At 39.0% G+C, this 17582-nt stretch carries 15 protein-coding genes; 1 reads left to right on the top strand and 14 read right to left on the bottom strand.

Annotation, left to right across the window (positions count from 1 at the left end; translation table 11 throughout):
* Positions 1 to 241: 241 nt before the first annotated feature.
* The 6 genes from IEU90_RS10350 to IEU90_RS10325 form a co-directional block, all read right to left on the bottom strand.
* Positions 242 to 730, bottom strand: a complete 489-nt coding sequence (locus IEU90_RS10350; protein ID WP_188358098.1) for a lipocalin/fatty acid-binding family protein — start codon at positions 728 to 730, stop codon at positions 242 to 244.
* A 62-nt stretch (positions 731 to 792) separates the two neighbouring features.
* The gene (gene menH, locus IEU90_RS10345) at positions 793 to 1599 is read right to left on the bottom strand and encodes a 2-succinyl-6-hydroxy-2,4-cyclohexadiene-1-carboxylate synthase (protein WP_153710864.1); all 807 of its coding nucleotides are present in this window, start codon (positions 1597 to 1599) and stop codon (positions 793 to 795) included.
* Positions 1586 to 3280, bottom strand: coding sequence for a 2-succinyl-5-enolpyruvyl-6-hydroxy-3-cyclohexene-1-carboxylic-acid synthase (gene menD, locus IEU90_RS10340; protein ID WP_188358097.1), 1695 nt, complete (start codon positions 3278 to 3280; stop codon positions 1586 to 1588). The genes menH and menD overlap by 14 nt, the downstream gene beginning before the upstream one ends.
* Positions 3259 to 4608 (bottom strand): isochorismate synthase, encoded by a 1350-nt coding sequence (locus tag IEU90_RS10335; RefSeq protein ID WP_229723672.1) that lies wholly within the window; start codon positions 4606 to 4608, stop codon positions 3259 to 3261. The genes menD and IEU90_RS10335 overlap by 22 nt, the downstream gene beginning before the upstream one ends.
* 141 nt (positions 4609 to 4749) lie before the next feature.
* A complete protein-coding gene (locus IEU90_RS10330; RefSeq protein WP_153710866.1) occupies positions 4750 to 5586 on the bottom strand; it encodes a histidine phosphatase family protein in 837 nt (278 codons plus the stop codon).
* Positions 5587 to 5667: 81 nt separating this feature from the next.
* Positions 5668 to 6219, bottom strand: a complete 552-nt coding sequence (locus tag IEU90_RS10325; RefSeq protein WP_188358096.1) for a hypothetical protein — start codon at positions 6217 to 6219, stop codon at positions 5668 to 5670.
* A 101-nt stretch (positions 6220 to 6320) separates the two neighbouring features.
* Here IEU90_RS10325 and IEU90_RS10320 point away from each other — a divergent pair, with 101 nt between their 5' ends.
* Positions 6321 to 7022 (top strand): glucosamine-6-phosphate deaminase, encoded by a 702-nt coding sequence (locus tag IEU90_RS10320; RefSeq protein WP_153710868.1) that lies wholly within the window; start codon positions 6321 to 6323, stop codon positions 7020 to 7022.
* Positions 7023 to 7028: 6 nt separating this feature from the next.
* Here IEU90_RS10320 and IEU90_RS10315 read toward each other — a convergent pair whose 3' ends face one another.
* The 8 genes from IEU90_RS10315 to IEU90_RS10280 form a co-directional block, all read right to left on the bottom strand.
* Positions 7029 to 7586 (bottom strand): Fic/DOC family protein, encoded by a 558-nt coding sequence (locus tag IEU90_RS10315; protein ID WP_153710869.1) that lies wholly within the window; start codon positions 7584 to 7586, stop codon positions 7029 to 7031.
* Positions 7579 to 8001, bottom strand: a complete 423-nt coding sequence (locus IEU90_RS10310) for a helix-turn-helix domain-containing protein (RefSeq protein WP_153710870.1) — start codon at positions 7999 to 8001, stop codon at positions 7579 to 7581. Before IEU90_RS10310 ends, IEU90_RS10315 begins: the two co-directional genes overlap by 8 nt.
* A gap of 138 nt (positions 8002 to 8139) precedes the next feature.
* A complete protein-coding gene (locus tag IEU90_RS10305) occupies positions 8140 to 10395 on the bottom strand; it encodes a bifunctional metallophosphatase/5'-nucleotidase (protein WP_153710871.1) in 2256 nt (751 codons plus the stop codon).
* A 284-nt stretch (positions 10396 to 10679) separates the two neighbouring features.
* Positions 10680 to 11228 carry a cysteine hydrolase family protein gene (locus IEU90_RS10300; protein WP_153710872.1) on the bottom strand — a complete coding sequence of 183 codons (549 nt, stop codon included), beginning with the start codon at positions 11226 to 11228 and terminating at the stop codon, positions 10680 to 10682.
* A gap of 213 nt (positions 11229 to 11441) precedes the next feature.
* A complete protein-coding gene (locus tag IEU90_RS10295) occupies positions 11442 to 14546 on the bottom strand; it encodes an AAA family ATPase (RefSeq protein WP_188358095.1) in 3105 nt (1034 codons plus the stop codon).
* Positions 14547 to 15665: an exonuclease SbcCD subunit D gene (locus tag IEU90_RS10290; RefSeq protein WP_153710874.1), complete on the bottom strand. Its 1119-nt coding sequence runs from the start codon at positions 15663 to 15665 to the stop codon at positions 14547 to 14549.
* Positions 15666 to 15777: 112 nt separating this feature from the next.
* Complete coding sequence (locus IEU90_RS10285; RefSeq protein WP_153710875.1) at positions 15778 to 16680, bottom strand: GH25 family lysozyme; 903 nt, start codon at positions 16678 to 16680, stop codon at positions 15778 to 15780.
* Positions 16681 to 16802: 122 nt separating this feature from the next.
* The gene (locus IEU90_RS10280; RefSeq protein ID WP_188358094.1) at positions 16803 to 17579 is read right to left on the bottom strand and encodes a tyrosine-protein phosphatase; all 777 of its coding nucleotides are present in this window, start codon (positions 17577 to 17579) and stop codon (positions 16803 to 16805) included.
* Positions 17580 to 17582 lie beyond the last annotated feature (3 nt).

Genomic DNA, 17582 nt, shown 5'->3' with positions numbered 1-17582 from the left:
AGTCAATCAACATATTTATTATATCATATATCGATTTAACTTGTCAAGAAGAAATTTTAATTAATTTTGAATCCCTTCTAATCAATAACTCAATCAGCAACTTTATTAATATATCATGTTGTCAAACAGATGTCAATAATTATTTTTACCTTTTAAGTAACTTTCAAACTCATCAACTTCTGACAACAGATAAACATTATACGGAAATAAAAATACTTTTGCAAGGTTTTTTTCTATTTTTTTATTTCTTGCTCATTTCATTCAAAAATTTATCTAAATTTAAATTCTTGTCTGTTCGTTGAAATTCTTCAGTGTTCCAGTCTCCTGTACCGCTAACGATTAGTTTATCATCATCTAGGGTCCCTGTTAATGGGCTTGTAACATCCTTATCTTTTAAGGTGATTAGGTACTTATTTCCTTGTTTGCGCCACGTCAATGCATCATCAGTATTTGGATTCTCTTTATCTGCATAGACATATCGGCCTGTTCCGTTCTCATTAAAAACAATTGCTGCGCCATCTTTATCATCACGAAAACTTCCAATAATCTGGGGCGACTCTTCTGATGAGGAAGATGTTTTTCTGACGACAGATGTTTGGACCGGATTTAACTGCTTGCTTGCAAACTGCCTATAGTTAAAACCAAAGACACATAATAATCCTATTAGTATCACTAAAAATAAAATTAATCCAACATGATGACTCTTTTCATTCTTAATATGCTTCTTCATTTTTACCTCAAGATTTCCAAAATTAATATATTTTCTTTTAATATACCATGAATCAAAAAATATTATCTTCTATCACAATTTCTTTTTAACCACTCTAATACCGTTTTTTCAAATCGCTCCGGGCTCTCTAAATGAACGCAATGTCCGCCTGGAAGGATTCGTAAATCTATCTGCCTTGCTTTTTGACACATTTTATATGCAATTTTCTTGAATTTTTCATCTAATTCTCCAACTATTAATAAGATAAGGATTTGCTGTGGCAATTGATCCCAGTAATTTTCTTGCTGCCCGGTTCCCATCATCATTAGGCTCATTGCAAGTCCATATGCTTTCTGATTTAACCGTTGTTCACGGATACTTTTTCGAACTTCTTGCGACAACCCCTGCTGACTGGCAAATAGCGGGATCCTTTCCCAATAGTTAACAAAATCGGCTAATGGCTGAGTTAATATTCTTGCCGCTAACTGGTTATCCTTTAGCCTTCTTTTCTTACGTACATCTTCATCCGCAATCCCAGGGCGTGTGCTTTCTAATATCAATCCCTTAACCTTTACATCATTAATCGCCCACGCAATAGCTACGCGGCCGCCCATTGAATAACCTAAAACATAATAATTTTTAATTTTAAGCTTAATCATCAGCTCTTTTAAGGCATCGATAACGTTATCCATTTGATAATATGTGGGATGAACATAAACACTGGATTTCCCATGTCCAATCAAATCAACTAATAAAAAGTTATATTTATTATCGTTAAAGAGACCTGCAAATGTCTGCCCGTTTCCAGTAAAGCCATGCAAACAAACTATCGTTGGCCGCTTGTAATCGGGGACATTTAACCACCGATAATAATAATTAATTTCGTTCATCTAAATATCCGCTCCTATTATGATATTCACGAGTTAAACCACGCCATACTTCAACTGGAGACTCTTGAGTATCATTTACTTCTATAATTTGCTGACCTGAACGATTTAAATGATGAACAAATGAAGAAAGATCATTGGGACAAGCATAATCAAAATCATAAAAATCAGCTATATATTTAAAATTCAAATCTTGCGGTGTTCTAAAAATTGTTGAGAAGTCCTGCGTAGGCAATTGATGCTGTGGTAAGAATGAAAAAATTCCTCCGCCATTATTATTCAGCAAAACAACTGTTACCGGTAATTTATAACGACGAAACATTTCAATCCCGGTTAAGTCATGGAAAAACGCAAGATCCCCAATTAGTAATGTTATTGGTCTTCCGGTACCCACTGCTATCCCAGCAGCCGTTGAATTTAATCCATCGATACCATTGACTCCGCGATTGCCAAAAATACGAATATCATTTGATACAGGTAACGTCAAACGGTCCACTAAACGAATGGCATTACTATTAGCAACGAACAAATTTTGCTTTTTGAGGACACTCACTAACTTTTTTACAACGCTAGAATGATTAAATGATGCCAAATCTTTATTAGCCAACAATACATTCACAGCTAAGTGTTGGCGTTGTTGCCATTCTGATAACCATTCCTCTTTTACCGGATTAAATGAAAGCTGATGAAAGCTTCGGAAGAAATCTGCAACACTCATGTCGAGGACATAATTTGCCCGTTTCAATTGGTCCCTGAATTGTATACCGTCTTCTACCAAAATCGTTGTTATATCATCATGGCCAGCTAACCACTGTACCACTGGTTTAGTTACCGGCATGCGGCCAAAGCGTAAAATAACCTGTGGAGTTGGAACCTGCTCGCGAAAAATCAAATCTGCCTGATGTAAAAAATTAGGAGACTGTTTAACGTTTGTTGCTAAATTAGTTAGTGGGTCCCCGATAATCGGCCAATTGAGTTTTTCAGCCAGTCTTAACAATTGACCAGCTTCTGCAGGAGTCCGTTCCTCGCCAACAATAATCAGCCCTTTTTGTGCAAATAAAGGCGCTAATGGTTGCAATTCAGCTTCTCGATTACTTTTAATTACTTTGGCACCCTTAAAAGAAGGCGTACTCAATGTTAGATCGAGTAAAAGAGGCTCCCGAAGCGGGATATTAATATGAACGGGGCCTTGCGGGTTATTTTGTGCTCGACAAGTCATTGTAAATCCCTGCCACCGGCTATAATTCATCATAGTGGTCGATGACTCGGGTAATGAAAGTTCACAAGCCGCCTTAACGTGACTCGCATATAAGCCAACCTGGTTCATTGCTTGCGGTGCACCAACCCCTTGTAATTCTGCTGGGCGGTCTGTTGTTAATACTACCAATGGAATGTTAGTTGCCTCTGCTTCACAAATGGCAGGATAGTAGTTCGCCGCCGCACTCCCTGAAGTACATATCAATGCTACCGGCTTATTAGAACCCTTTGCAATTCCTAGGGCAAAGAAGCCCGCTGAACGTTCATCGATGTCAATAAACGATTGAATATCAGGGTCACGGTTCACCAGTAGCGATAAAGGCGTTGAGCGTGATCCTGAGCTTATTACCGCTTTTCTTATGCCCCCCTGCTTTAATCCTGCTATGAATGATAGTAAATATTTTGTTAAAGTTTCTTGATAATCCATTTGTCAGATACTCCTCTTAACATTGGCTGAAACTTCAATCGAGTTTCATTTTTCTCTTTTTCAGCTTGTGATTCGGCTACAATCCCACACCCAGCATACAACAATCCTTTATCAGCACTAAACACTCCTGACCGCAGACCAACTGCAAATTCACCCTGGTCATCCCCTAATCCTAACCAGCCAACTGGACCGCCATAAAGGCCACGTCCCCTAATTGACTTCTTAGCCAGCCATGTCATAGCTGCTTCCCGCGGTTCACCACCTAGCGCAGGTGTTGGATGAAGCTCCTGCAATACGTCAAGCATACTAACTCCTCTTTTTCGTTCACCGCTAAAGGGATGATATATATGTTGAATATCACGATTCTTTAGTAATTGGCGCTCCCCAACTTTCAAATTATTAGTAAACTTACTCATAATAGCGGTAATTCGATCAACTACTACTTGATGTTCAGCCTCATTTTTATGATCGTCTAATAACACCTGCCCAAGATATTGATCTTCTGCGGGCGTTTTTCCTCGTGAAATAGAGCCGGCAACACTGGCAGTCTTAAAAGTTTCATTATCTGCCCTTAGTAGTCTTTCGGGGGTTGCCCCAACAAATGCCCTTGTTTTTCCCTTTAATAAAAACTGATAGGTATTGGGCTGATGCTTTGCAAGGCGTTGGAGAATTAATACAGGATTAAATGAAGCTTTGGTGCATACTTCTAGCTGCCTGTCTAAAACCACTTTTTTCATTTTATTGTCTTTGATCGCCCCGATGCTTTCGTTAACAAGATCAATCCATTTTGGTACTTCTAATTCCTCAATAGTAACAGTAGGGGCCTGTTGCTCAGCCGCTGAATCAACAACAATTAAATCATTTGCCTGGTTCTTTAATATATTTAATCGTTGCTCAACATCCCCATCGGTAGTAGTTATTAAGGTAACATAACTCTGCTCTTTGTTTTTGCTAAATAAAATTTGTGGAAGAATAAAATACCCTGTTTCCAACTCTTGCCAGAATTGTTCTCTTTTTCCATTATAATCAAATGCAAAACCGCCAAGTAAAACGGGCTGGCTGATAATATTAGGCGTTAAGTTTATATATTGGCGGCAAAAATCATCTTGGAAATTCTTTATTTCTTTCATATTTTGCCCTTTTAAGCATAAAAGAGGGCTGATACCTAAAAATGTGTTTTTCTTATCAGCAGACCGCCAAAAAGCATACTCGTCCTGCCTGCCTAATTTAGTTAATACTTTCATAATATCGACCTTAAGCGAGTAAGAATATGTAACATATTTATTTTCTTTTATCGTCTGTTGATTAGAAGTTAATCGAATTTCCACTTTGCTTTCCTCGATTCTTTCAAGATAACCCTGTTTAGTATAACAAATTATTACTACATAAAAAGGCACCTCGAAATAATAATCGAAGCGCCTAATAAAATAATAATAGCTAAAAATTTTACTGCTGAAATTCAATTTATTTTATTTATTTGCTGCTATTTTCTTTCCCTTATTTACATAATGAAGAGTACCAATCGGGCCATCAACATGGAGCTTGCCATTTTTGTATACAAGCTTAGTTACAGCTGCATTTTGCATTGGCTTGCCATCATATTTTTTAGAAATAGTTGAAAGATACTCATTAATTGACATTCCAGAACTAACAACTAAGACATTCCCGCCACCCTGTTTTTGGGTTGTCTTTGCGATATGAAGCAGTTCAGTGTTCATCCGTTTTTGCACTTGTGCTGAGCTCTCTGCCCGATCACTCTTAGCTAACTTTGTATTTTGCGAGTTATCCATGTCAAGTTTGTGGTAAGCATCTTGAAGCTTATTCCAATAATCCTTCCCAGTTGCTTGTTGGAATTGTTTACCATCTTGATAGCCGTAAACATTGGCAATCTTTTGGTTATCAGCGTCAATGCTGTCACCTTCAAAACTGCCGTACCCGCCTTCTCGCAATAGCGGCGTTGTTGTTATCTTAGTATTTGGATTAGCGGAATATTTTAATGCTTGTTGGGCTGTAACTTCCTGACGAGTTAAGTTACCTGTATAAGCATGTTTAAACTTAATCCCTTTTAATCCATACCCCAAATCATTAGCAACAGTAATCCCATTTTTGGTCAATGGAAAGTCACTTGATCCTTGTACCCGTTGCATAACGTTACCAGTTGTCTCACCATGACGCGTAAGGTAGATTGTTACCTGCTTATCACTAGATGCCGCATAAGTAGTAGCAGGAACAACGGCCATGGCAGAACTTCCTAATAGTAAACCTGATAAAACAGCGCACATCACTGTTAATTTTTTGAATTTCATTAAACTTTCCCCAATTCTTATCAGATTATTTCAGCAGTATCTCTATTTTACACATTTTTGTAAACGCATTCAATGCCATTTTCACTTATACTGGTACATTGCAGGAGCTTGCTTAAATTGAACACTCGTATATTTTTGCTGGTTTTCTGAATATTCCACAGTAAAGTTTTCTGAACGACTATCTGCAGTAAGATGACCAACTGGTTTTTCTTTCATTCCATTGCTACTAATTTTTACCCGCTTTCCGCTTACCTGCACCGGTCTGCCTTCTGCTTGCTTTCTTAAATATTGACGATCATTTAAGAGACGTTTAATCTTTGCCGGCGCTTTCTTCTGTGCATCAGTCGCATCAGCAGTTACTAATGGCTGACCATTTTCATTAACATCTGTTACAGGTACAATGGCGGCCTTACCATTCGAGGTAAAAAACATGTACTGATAAGAGGTACGCAATGCACTAGCGTTAAGATACGTGACAATATATACTTTCCCATTTAACTCAGCCTGCTTCATCGCGTGAACTGGCACTCCTATAAAGGTAACCATTATCGACAATACCAAGCTAATTAAAAACTTCTTGATCATTTCAATATTACTCACTTTCTCATCTGTAAATAATAGAACGGTTAACATGTGGTTTCACTGCAAAATTAATTATATGGCTAATAGTAAATTTATCAATGGCCCTTTTATTTCAACAAAAAAGCATTACAATGATTCCGAGGTGATCATCTATGAATATTCTCGTAATGAAAAATAAAGAAGAAGCAAGTAAAAAAGCATTTGATTTACTTTCAGCCGACATAAGTAATGGGGCTAAAGTTTTGGGACTTGCTACCGGTAGTTCGCCAGTGGGGTTATATGATCAAATAGTCTCAAGTTCACTCGATTGTTCTCAACTTATTTCAATCAACCTAGATGAGTATGTAGGGATTAAGCCAACCGATCCGCAAAGCTATCATTTTTTCATGCAGCAGCATCTTTTCAACCAAAAGCCGTTTGCTAAGAGCTTTATTCCTGATGGCAGTAACCTTGACGCAGATTATGTAACAACCCATTATAACCGCATTTTAGCAGCTCATCCGATTGATACCCAGATTTTAGGGATCGGCAATAATGGTCATATTGGGTTTAATGAACCGGGTACCCCATTTGATATTCAAACTCATAAAGTTCACCTAACATCCGCAACCATAAAAGCAAATTCTCGTTTTTTCGCTTCAAAAAATGATGTTCCTCACGCTGCATATACAATGGGAATCGGCTCAATCATGAAAGCCAAGCATATCATCTTATTAGCATTCGGTGAGCAAAAGGCTGATGCAATTGCTGCAACAGTTAATGGAAAAATAACAACAGCTGTCCCCGCATCAGTACTACAACAGCATCCCAACGTGACAATTCTTGTTGATCGACAAGCAGCGCAAAAATTATAAATGAAATCAGGCACTTTTTTGTAAGGTCATTGTGGCCGCGATAGCCTTTACATCAGATTGATCTAGTGCTGCAATCATTGCGGTATTATCTGCTGGATAGTCAATTACCTGACCGTGATGAAGAGCGAGCAGCTGAATAAATAATTTTGTTGACCGGCCGTTACCTTCTCGAAACGGATGAACATAATTAATATCATTTAAGAGAGCAGCATAATCATCAATGGTTGGCTGTTTTTTCTTATTCAATTTAATAATTTCACTATTAATATACTTAATCGCATTATCAAAGCGGTCATATTCAAGAAAATCAAAGCCAGCCTTGGAAAGGTAATAATTTCTCAGCTCTCCAGCCCACTCATAGAGCCAGCCAAACAGGAACTTATTGATAGTTATTAAATCATCAAAGCTTTTAATCTTTGGTTGTTGTTGCAATAAAGCAACCTGTCTTTCTGCAACACCTCGGTATTCGATTAAGCTTAATTCATCCGCGTTTTTTATTGCAAGTTTATTCCGTAATGTTCCGTTAGTGTATAAAAACTTTGCCCGTAGTTCTTCATCAGTCATTTTTGTCACCAAATAATCGTTCAATTTCCGTCTGCATTTCAGTATCAGGAGTTTCAGCAGCTTCTTTTAATAGCCGAATCTCCTTTGCTGTTGGTTTCCATCCTTCTAAGACATTGCTTTCAACGGCAAATCGAACTTGCTGGTAAGAAGAACGGTTTGAAAATCGAACCCTTTGAATCATTAGATGATCGTCATCTGTTTGTAGTTGAAATGGAAGATCTTGAAGTTGGTCTAATAATTCGCCTGGCCGTTCAGCAAGGGCATCAGCAAAAGCATTTAGGATTTGAATCGACCAGGTAGCAACCGGCCTCTTAAGGGCAGCACTAACTTGTGCAACATCAAGACCACTCTCTTGTGCAACAAAGGATACTGTAATATTGTTTGTTTTTAAAATGTTAACGATACTTTCTGCCATCATATTGCTCCATTCTCACTTAATTATTTCTATTATAGTATAGCCGTAAAACGAAGAAATAGAGGCTGGAAAAGTGTGCCCTTTTCTCAGCCTCTGGTTTCTTTCTATAGTATGCGTTTTCATTCTATATTCAAACAATTATGCTTGTTTACGTTTACGATCAATTATCGTCAACCCAGCTGCAGTCATTAAAGAACTCCCTAAAAGAAGGAGAGCGATATCTTCATCATTACCGGTTTGAGGCAATGATGCTTGATGAGTCGCGTTCAGCCGTGATTGGTTATTAGTTTGGGTCGGTGTTAAATCAACTAATTGATTATTAGCAGGAACCGCTGCCTGATGCTCGGAATGTGTATTTAGTGAAATAACTTGAGCTGGCTGTCCGGCTGTCGTTGGTAAGACTACTGTTGGTGTTGTTGGTTGAGCAGAATTACCATTTGACTGCTTTTCGTTATCTTGAGAATCAAGAGTATTTTGCGAACTTTGCCCTTTACCTGTTTGCGTTTGTGCATCATAATTTGCTAATTGTTCTGCAGTTAAGTAAATCTTACGGTTCATTACCGGTGCAGCAATCGGCTTACCAGCATTTGTCATATCGGTAATATAATTAATAAATGCGTCCGTATCTTGACCGACAATTCCAATAACCTTCGTCCCCTTAAAAGCCGAGAAACCATCCCCGCCACCAGCAAGAAAATCGTTAATAACAACATTATAAGTTTTCTTCATATCAAGCGGCTGATTGTGTTGGTCATAAACCTTGACAACTTTATAAGGTTGGTTAGGATCATCTTGGTCAGTATAGGTGTAGTGAAGGCCTGCCACTTGTAAGTAATAGGCTTGATCTTCATCATATTGTTGATTGAGGGCATCAACGATTTGGGCACCGGTCATTGCGACTACCCGTAAAATATTACCAAATGGCTGGACCGCTTGAGCACTTCCCCAAGAAATCGACCGATCATCATTAACATGGAGGTCTGCTCGGACACCACCAGTATTTGTCATTGCAAAGTCAGCTGGTAACCCAACTTTACGAGCAGCATACAATTGTCCATCAACAACTAATTCACCTGCTGCATTCTCACGGGTCGGTGTATTATGTAATCTTCCAAGAATATCACCTGTTGTAGCTGCTTCACCAATCTTCTTATTTATAATTGGCGCAACACGGTTATTCGCATCTTCTACAATTGCAGTAACATTAGCATCTGTTTTTATATTAGGAGCATCTTTTTCTGATAATACAGGGAAGACATGCGATACAAGACTGTTTGGAGCAAAGTCATTAGTCGTTGGATCAATGTAACCAATGATATCATCGTAAGCTTTCCCAGTATAAATAGCTTGAACCAGTTTTACACTTCCAACGGTCGCATTAGCATATTGATGAGAGTGACCAGCAACATAGAGGTCAACCGAATTATCGGGGTCAATTTTGTAAAGGTCTTTGATAATATTAACGGCATTACCCTGGGTATTACCGTCTTTGTCAGTTGCAACCCCAGTGTGAGCAAGGACAACAATTGCATTAACACCTTTTTTGCGTAAAATTCGATCATATTTGGCAATGGTGGTTGCTTCATCTAAAACATCATAATCTTTATAGTTATCGTATAACGTTAAAATTGGCAATGAAGTTGTTTCGATTCCAATAAAACCAATCCGTGCAACTTTACCGTCACTAGTATGAATTTCCTTAATTAGATACGGCTGCATTCCAAATGGAATTTGACCATCGGACTTATTTACAACGTTGGCGGTAATAATATTAATCCCTGTTTTTACATGTGGATATGCCATTTCTGCTTCATTGTATTGCTTCGTCGGTTCGCCACCATTAACAATCCGCATATACTCAGGAAGGCCTTCATCGAATTCGTGATTTCCCAAAGTACCGACTTCAAAGTGCATTGCATCTAAGGCGTGCATTGTTGATTCATCTTGAAGAAGAGCAGAATTAGCTGGTGAAGCACCAACCATATCACCAGCTTCAACCCGAATAGTGGTTCCCGATGGATTAGCCGCTTTAAAACTTGCTTGAGCTGCATCAAGGTTACCAGCTAACCGCGCGACTGTTCCGGCGTTCGAATAGGTCTTATCTCCAATCGTTGCTGAGCCGGTTGTTTCTAATCCCCCGTGCAAGTCATTAATTCCTAAAATCTGGACAGGTATATCGTTTTGATATTTTGCCGGATCAGACCAATCAGTAGTAGTCTGAGGGGTACTTGCCTCATCCTTATTAGTTTGAACCATTGGAGTCACGTTGCCGGACGCAGTTTTGCCATTATCTGTCGCATTCACCGTATCGGCATGGACACTACTAGCCTGGATATATACTCCTAATAGTGCAGTTCCCAATAATAAACAATATTTTGAACCATTACTTTTCATAAAAATTCCTCCGCAAACATACAATGGAAAGCAGCTTAAAAATTCTTTTTCATTTTAGCATGAGTGTGACTTTATTTCAGCAAGATTTTTCATCTCTTTGTAAGGGCATACATTTTTGTTAAATTAACTTTTGAAAGTAAAAAAGACTAGTGATAAATCACCAGTCAAACAAAGGCTTAGTTAACATGTGGAAGATAATGATACGAAGTTGGAGATTATAAAATGACTTTCTAAGCCTCTATAAATATATATACGCGAAAAAGCAGCTTTTGCACTAAAAAATCTTAAATAATTTTCGCACCAAGACTATTTTTAAAGTGACTGAAAGCCCATTCGGTTCCATTAGGCGTAAATGTTGCCACGCCATGCTGAGGAATTGTAATTTGGTAGTCTAAATTATAAGCAGCGATTGCGGTGTGAAGGACACAAATATCGGTACAGACACCGCTAATGCATAGATCCGTAATTTTGCGTTCACGAAGATAGTTATCCAGATTGGTATTTTGAAAAGATGAGTACCGATTTTTAGCAAACTGATAGACACGGTTACTTTCCTTATGTGCCTGGTACCAGTCATTTACCCTCCCGTAAAGATTTCTTCCTGGTGTTCCGATGATATTGTGCGGCGGAAAAAGCTTAGACTCAGGATGAAATGGATCATGACGGTGATGGCCATCCGTTGGGAAGATAATATAATCACCATTTTGATAATATTGCTCTGCTAATGAAACCAGATACTCATCAATCGCTTGGGCTGGCTTCCCACATGTAAGCGCCCCATTGTCGGCAACAAAATCGTTAGTATAGTCAATAATTAATAATGCTTTAGGCATAACACAGACCTTCTTTTTTATTTTCTTAAAGTATACCAAAAAAGAGGCTGAACCTGCGCTCAACCTCAAATGATAGGAAAGATATTAGATTTGCGGATAAAGTGGGAATTTTTAAGGAGTCGTGAAATGAATAATCTACGTTCCGCAAATCAGCCTCCCTATATTTATATATACGTAAATTTCTGATGTTTGCATTTTTTCTATTAAATAAAGTTAAAATTCATGCTGATAGGTAACGCTACTACGTCCATTATGCGACTGGACAAGTAATTGATTTGGAATCTGATTTTCTAATTCAGTTACATGACTAATAATTCCAATCATCCGCCGACCCTCTAATTCTTGAAGAGCGTGTAAAGCATCATCAAGTGCCTGTTGGTCTAGCGAGCCAAATCCTTCATCAATGAATAAAGCATCAATCTCAATTCCTCCGCTTTGCTCTTGGATAATCTGGCAAAGAGCAAGAGCTAATGCAAGAGAAGCCATAAAACTTTCTCCACCCGAAAGTGTCCGAGCACTCCGCGTCCTGCCAGCATTATCATCATAAACGTTAACTTCAAGTCCGCTCCACTTGGCACCAGCACCATGACTCTCAGTCGCTAGTTCAAATTGATAACGTCCATTAGTTAAACGATCAAGTTGAACGTTGGCAGTCACTAAGACATCTTGGAAATATGCTTGAAGGACGTACCGCTCCAAGCTAACGTGATTTTCTGTATTACCAGTCACAACGTCTGTAAGAGTTTGTAACTCATTAATTGCCCGATTAAGTTTACCTGTTTGATTAATTAAGTTATTGATTTGGCAGTTAGCTTTTGCCAATTGCTGATAATTAGCAGTTAGCTTCCCAATAGCTTGTTGCTGCTGGCTAGCTTTTCCTTGCGCGACAGTAAGTAATGTTTGCGTTTCTTTAAGACTTGGCAACGGTTGATCTTTTACTAATTCTGTTAATTGGGCTTCTTGCCGCTGCTCATCACGAACTTGATTTTCGTACGCTGTAATTTTAGTCCGTAAGCTTTCTAATAAGGGCAATTGCTCAGCGGCTTCTTGCCAAAAGTCCCATGTGGAGTGAGGGTCATATTGTTTTAGCAATGCTATCAGCTTTTCACGTAAACCAGTCTGTTGGACTTTTTGAGAAGTAATGTCATTTTGGACTTGTTGAAGCTGGCTATGGGTAACCGCAAGTGCTTGATTATTTTCTTGTTGTAGTTTTTGCAGTGATTCTAAATGATGATTAAACTCATCAATTTGCTTTTTATAGGTAGTTATCTGCTTTTCAACAGCTTGCTTTGTTGAAAATTCATCTGGAAGTGCTTGTTCTTTTTCTGATAAAAGTGTCTTCTTGGCAATTAGTTGTTGGTTAAGCTGATTAACCTTATCTTCAACCTGCTTTAGTTGGTCTTGCTGTAGTGTTAGATCATGTTGAAATTCAGCCTGTTCTTGCTGCCAAATTTTGATTTGCCGTGCCGTTTGATTTAATTTTACTTCCAATTGTTTTAACTGCTGAGTGCGTTCAGTAATTTGATTTCGCCAGTCAGCTGGTAATTCATCAAGTTTCATTAAGCGGATAACATTATTTTGCGCTGTTCCTACTTGTGTCATTAAATTCTCGATGCTTTGGATCACCTGTTTTTCTTGTTCTTCGAGACGGACAAGGGTACTCTGGCTTTGCTGTGCCTGTTTAGAGGCAATTGTTACCTCTTCCTCAGTAACAAGGGTATTATCATCGTCTTTTAGCCTTGCTGGATGAGGGTGATCAAGGGAACCGCAAATTGGACATGGGGTATTAGGCTTTAGCTTTTGTGCTAGCAGTGCAATTTGATGACGGGCAAACTGATCATTTAATTCTGCTAATCTAGTCTGATCATCTTCTGCAGCCTTTTGTGCCCTCTTAATCTGGTTGTCCAGTTTATGGCGGTGTTGTTTTTCAGCAGTCAGGTTAGTCATCAATTGCTCAAGATTAAGTGCTTCAGTAGTTAGCTTTTCATGTTTGCCTTGTTGTTTTGCCAGGCTAATTTGTTCATCATTAAGGCCATCATGTTCCTTTAAGTTAGTAGCTAAGGCCGTTAACTGCTGTTGGATCTTCTTAATCCTTTGTTCGTAATTCTGCTGTCGGGTCGTTTGCGCTCTTAATTTTGTTTCCAATTCGCTAACGTCACTCGTTAACTCATCGCGTTCCTTAAATAACGGCAATTTTCCCACTAAATCAGTTAACTGTGCTTGTAGTTGGTCTGTTTCCTTTTGCTTTGTGTTAGCATCATCTAATTCTGCTTTAATTTGTACTTGTTTTTGCTGCTGAGTATGCTGCTTTTTCTGTAAACGTATTTCTTCACCGTTTAAATTGCAAAGACGGGTCTCGCCATCTACCCACCGTTGGTAGTCTGTTTGATGCTTTTGGTACCACTCAATCGTTGCAATTTTATGTTTTTTCGCATCAATTTCAACTTGTTGTGCCTTAAGCGCAGTCAATGCTTTTCGAACTTCCGTTAACGCTTCAATATTTTTCTTCAACTCTTGCTGAGCATGAAATTTAGCATCTAGTGCATTAATGGTCTTTTGCTGTTGAACTTCTTCATCTTTCAAACCAGCCAAATCAGCTTTCAGATGCGCTAGATGGTCATTAGCTGCGCTTAACCAATCCGTTGTTGTTAATTGTGAATCAATTTCTGTAACAGTTTCTTTTAGTGACTGCAATTTTGTCTCTTGGGTATTTAACGTTTTCTTTTGTTCACGCAAATTATCTTTTAACTGTTGGGCTAATCGTTCGTAACGCGAAGTATTAAATAGATCCCGGAGAAGCGTTTCTTTAGTATTGCTATCTGAATCAAGAAATTGGCGAAACTTTCCTTGGGGCAACAGGACAATCTGCTTAAATTGATCCCGAGTAAGATTCAGCAGTTCAGTAATAAATCGATCAGCTTCCTTAATTTTAGTGACCTCATGGGGATGACTATCTTCAAGCGGATAAATCAGGTCAACAGCCTGATTATGTTCAATTAGATTTCCCTTTCGGCCTTCGAGAACCTGCTTAGGGCGCCGCATAACTTGATATTTATGGCCTTGATGTTCAAAAGTAAACTTTACCATCGTTTCTTGATCGGTGGGAGCAAAATCTGAACGAAGCGCAGCAGCAGAACGATCACGGTCATTAGTTGTCTGTCCAAAAAGCGCATAACACATTGCATCAAAAATAGTTGTCTTACCAGCACCGGTATTCCCTGCTACCAAAAACAGGGATTGATCCTTAAATTGAGTAAAATCAATCAGCTGATGCTTATAGGGGCCAAAATATTTTAATTCAATCGTTAAAGGTCGCATTTAGTTCTCCTCTTTCATAACCGTTGTCAAAGCATCCTCTGCCCATTTTCTTTGTTGACTCGTCATTCTATTCCCCATCGTTTGCGAATAGAAATCCGCAAGCAGGTCTAATGGTGATTCTTGCGCACGCTTTTTGCTCAAATTAAGCTGTACTTTTTGTGCTTGGTGGGTACGATGCAAACTAACGATCTTAGGATAATATTCACGAAGTTTATTCAAGACATCAGGAATTCGTTCATGATTTGTTAGTTCAATATCATAAAAATCATCTTGCGGCTTTCGATCAGCGTTCGTAATAAGCTCGTCAAAGCTTGCTTTTAAAAGATGAATATCATGAACAGGCGTTAGTGGAATCCACTTAACACAAAACGGGGCAGTATCAACTAGCCACACACCCTTTTCCTGGTTCGCCTCAGAGACAGAAAACTTCATTGGCGAGCCACTATATTTAATTTTCTCTTCATTTAAGGCATTCTTATTATGAAGGTGGCCAAGTGCAACATAATCAAAGGGTGATAAAACATCAGTCGTTACTGCACTCAAGCCACCAACCTCAATCAAAGTCTCAGAATCAGCAGTTCGCTTACTGCCAGCTGCAAAGAAATGGGCAACTAATACATGGTGTTTGTCAGGCGCAAAGGATTTAACCATTTCTGCAGTAATCCGCTGCATTGCATCATTAACATTTTTTATCTTATCATCATTAAAATAGTTCCGTACTTCTTGAATTCCAAAAAATGGTAATAAGAAAAACTGTGTATCCTTGATCGTAATTGGCGTAAAAGCACGCGCAAGATTAGTATTGAGGAAAAATGACTGGTAGGCGAACCAATCAGTCCCCGTACTAAGCCGTGCAGCAGAATCGTGGTTACCGCTAATGGCAAGAATTGGTAAGCGGTCAACTAAGTTCAGCTTTTGAAGCATCTGGTTCAATAGTTTTACCGCGGCCTCATTAGGAATACTCCGGTCATATAAATCTCCAGCGATCACCATTGCATCAACATGTTCAGCCTTAGCAATCTGCTCAATTTGCTTAAAAGTCGCCAACTGGTCATTAAGTAAACTAAAATCATTTAGGGTTTTGCCGATATGCCAATCAGCAGTATGTAAAAAACGCATAAGCTCCTCCAGAAAATAATGTTCCTAATATTATATATACGTAAAAAATCCTTAAATGCACTAACAGAAATAGCCCCTATCATCAAAAATATTAGACGATAGAGACTTACCATTAATTAAGCGGTTCAAATTTACCAAATGCTTCATTATCATCAGCATTTCGGCAAGGAAGATAGCCATATTGACCATCGGTGCGTGGCTGCCGTAACCAAACATAGCCGTTGTGCCGTGACCAAGCATCATAATCAATCACCGTACCAACTGGTAACGTTGCAATTACAGAAGATGTTGGGAGAGCACCCCATCTTAAATCAAGGACGCGATTTGTTATAAAGCGACCATTTTCGCGGTGCCATACATCCCCTAGCGAATCTGTCCATACTAAAGAATCACTTTCGGACGGTGATAAATTAACACCGGTTTGACCTGTCGGATTTGCAAGTCGATACCATCCTTCACGGTCAACGGTCGCAATAGAACGATCCTCGTCATCACCAGCAAACTGCCAAAGAGTATATGTTTGCCAAGGACTAGTATTAACAGTCATTGCCGGAACTTCCCATGAGTGCCAATTCATGGAAGGATACTTTGCTACCCATAATCCACAATCATTGACGCAATCTGCAACCTGCCAAATAGCTGATTCCTGGACATAAATCAATGGCCAAATCCCGGTTTGACGATGTACTTCATCAACAAACCGGCGAACCCAAGTCGTATCACCCCAAGCAGCGTTTTGATACTGTTCCCAATCAATCGCCAGTACTGCTTGACCAAGTTTATCTTGAATATGCGATAAGAAATAATTTGCTTCTGCGATTGGGTTACCGCCACCTGCATAGTGATACAGCCCTAACAGCCGCCCAGCATTCTTCGCTAACGAATATTGGTATTGATACTTTGGGTTTAGGTAGCCCGTTCCTTGAGATACTTTAACAATCGTTCCCTGCGCATGTGGGTCCGTTACGATCCAATTTGCACTTCCCGAAAAGACATCCGTAAAATATAATGCCATCAACTAATCCTTCTTTCAAGAAAAGAGACTGAGAATTGATCAGTCCCTTTACTACTTTATAGGTAAAATGTAATACACACGGTAGCTGGCAAATATAGCAAGCCAAGCTTTTTCCAATCCGCTTAAAATAAGCCGAATAGTTTCTTTCGTTGTTGGATTTTGTTAATTTGATGCCGCACAACCTCATCGCCATTGATAATCGCACGAGCGTTATCTTGGTATTCCTGAGCCATATCCTTACTAAACTCATGAGCCAGCTTTTCAAAGGCTTGCCGCATCTCGTATTTTCGACCAGGTAAATCATGTGCATCAGACGCAAAAACATATCCCTGACCAGCTGCGATTAGATTTTTACTGAATTTTTCAACTTTCTTACCAAATGTTCCGACATAAGAGCTTGCCGTAATCTGTGAAAGGCAGCCCTTTTCAAGCATTTGGTATAATAAATCCGGTTCGGCCATAATCTTCGTATTACGTTCTGGGTGAACGACAACAGGGGTAATGCCACGTTGCTGAAGGTTAAAAATCATCTGATTGGTGTAATGCGGAACATCATTATCCGGAAATTCAAGCATCATATACTTGCCGCTTTCGTCTGCGAATAAGATATCATCATTATCGAGGGCATCCATCAATTGTCCGTTAATCCGCACTTCCTGACCGGGAAAGACAGTCAGTGGAATATTATTCTTTTCTAACTCTGCTTGAAATTCTTTTGTTCGTTGAAGAACGTCTTGTTTATGATTTACATAGTGACCATTCATATGGTGCGGCGTTAAAAGAGCATGTGTTACCCCGTTTTCTGTTGCCTCTTTTGCCAATCGCAATGAAATATTCATGTTTTTTGATCCATCATCAATCCCCGGTAAAAGATGACAATGCAAATCGACCATTACCATTAT

Origin of the sequence: Limosilactobacillus caviae, assembly GCF_014635905.1 — a bacterium.
GTDB lineage: Bacteria > Bacillota > Bacilli > Lactobacillales > Lactobacillaceae > Limosilactobacillus > Limosilactobacillus caviae.
Note: the sequence above shows the minus strand (reverse complement) of the source record. Positions and strands in the feature narration are given on the sequence as shown.

Excerpts from the sequence above, each read along its gene's own strand:
- IEU90_RS10280 (WP_188358094.1), bottom strand. The coding sequence starts at position 17,579 with ATGGTAATGGTCGATTTGCATTGTCATCTTTTACCGGGGATTGATGAT.
- IEU90_RS10305 (WP_153710871.1), bottom strand. The coding sequence starts at position 10,395 with ATGAAAAGTAATGGTTCAAAATATTGTTTATTATTGGGAACTGCACTA.
- menD (WP_188358097.1), bottom strand. The coding sequence starts at position 3,280 with ATGGATTATCAAGAAACTTTAACAAAATATTTACTATCATTCATAGCA.
- menH (WP_153710864.1), bottom strand. The coding sequence starts at position 1,599 with ATGAACGAAATTAATTATTATTATCGGTGGTTAAATGTCCCCGATTAC.
- IEU90_RS10295 (WP_188358095.1), bottom strand. The coding sequence starts at position 14,546 with ATGCGACCTTTAACGATTGAATTAAAATATTTTGGCCCCTATAAGCAT.
- IEU90_RS10330 (WP_153710866.1), bottom strand. The coding sequence starts at position 5,586 with ATGAAATTCAAAAAATTAACAGTGATGTGCGCTGTTTTATCAGGTTTA.
- IEU90_RS10325 (WP_188358096.1), bottom strand. The coding sequence starts at position 6,219 with ATGTTAACCGTTCTATTATTTACAGATGAGAAAGTGAGTAATATTGAA.
- IEU90_RS10300 (WP_153710872.1), bottom strand. The coding sequence starts at position 11,228 with ATGCCTAAAGCATTATTAATTATTGACTATACTAACGATTTTGTTGCC.
- IEU90_RS10350 (WP_188358098.1), bottom strand. The coding sequence starts at position 730 with ATGAAGAAGCATATTAAGAATGAAAAGAGTCATCATGTTGGATTAATT.
- IEU90_RS10310 (WP_153710870.1), bottom strand. The coding sequence starts at position 8,001 with ATGGCAGAAAGTATCGTTAACATTTTAAAAACAAACAATATTACAGTA.
- IEU90_RS10320 (WP_153710868.1), top strand. The coding sequence starts at position 6,321 with ATGAATATTCTCGTAATGAAAAATAAAGAAGAAGCAAGTAAAAAAGCA.
- IEU90_RS10315 (WP_153710869.1), bottom strand. The coding sequence starts at position 7,586 with ATGACTGATGAAGAACTACGGGCAAAGTTTTTATACACTAACGGAACA.
- IEU90_RS10285 (WP_153710875.1), bottom strand. The coding sequence starts at position 16,680 with ATGGCATTATATTTTACGGATGTCTTTTCGGGAAGTGCAAATTGGATC.
- IEU90_RS10290 (WP_153710874.1), bottom strand. The coding sequence starts at position 15,665 with ATGCGTTTTTTACATACTGCTGATTGGCATATCGGCAAAACCCTAAAT.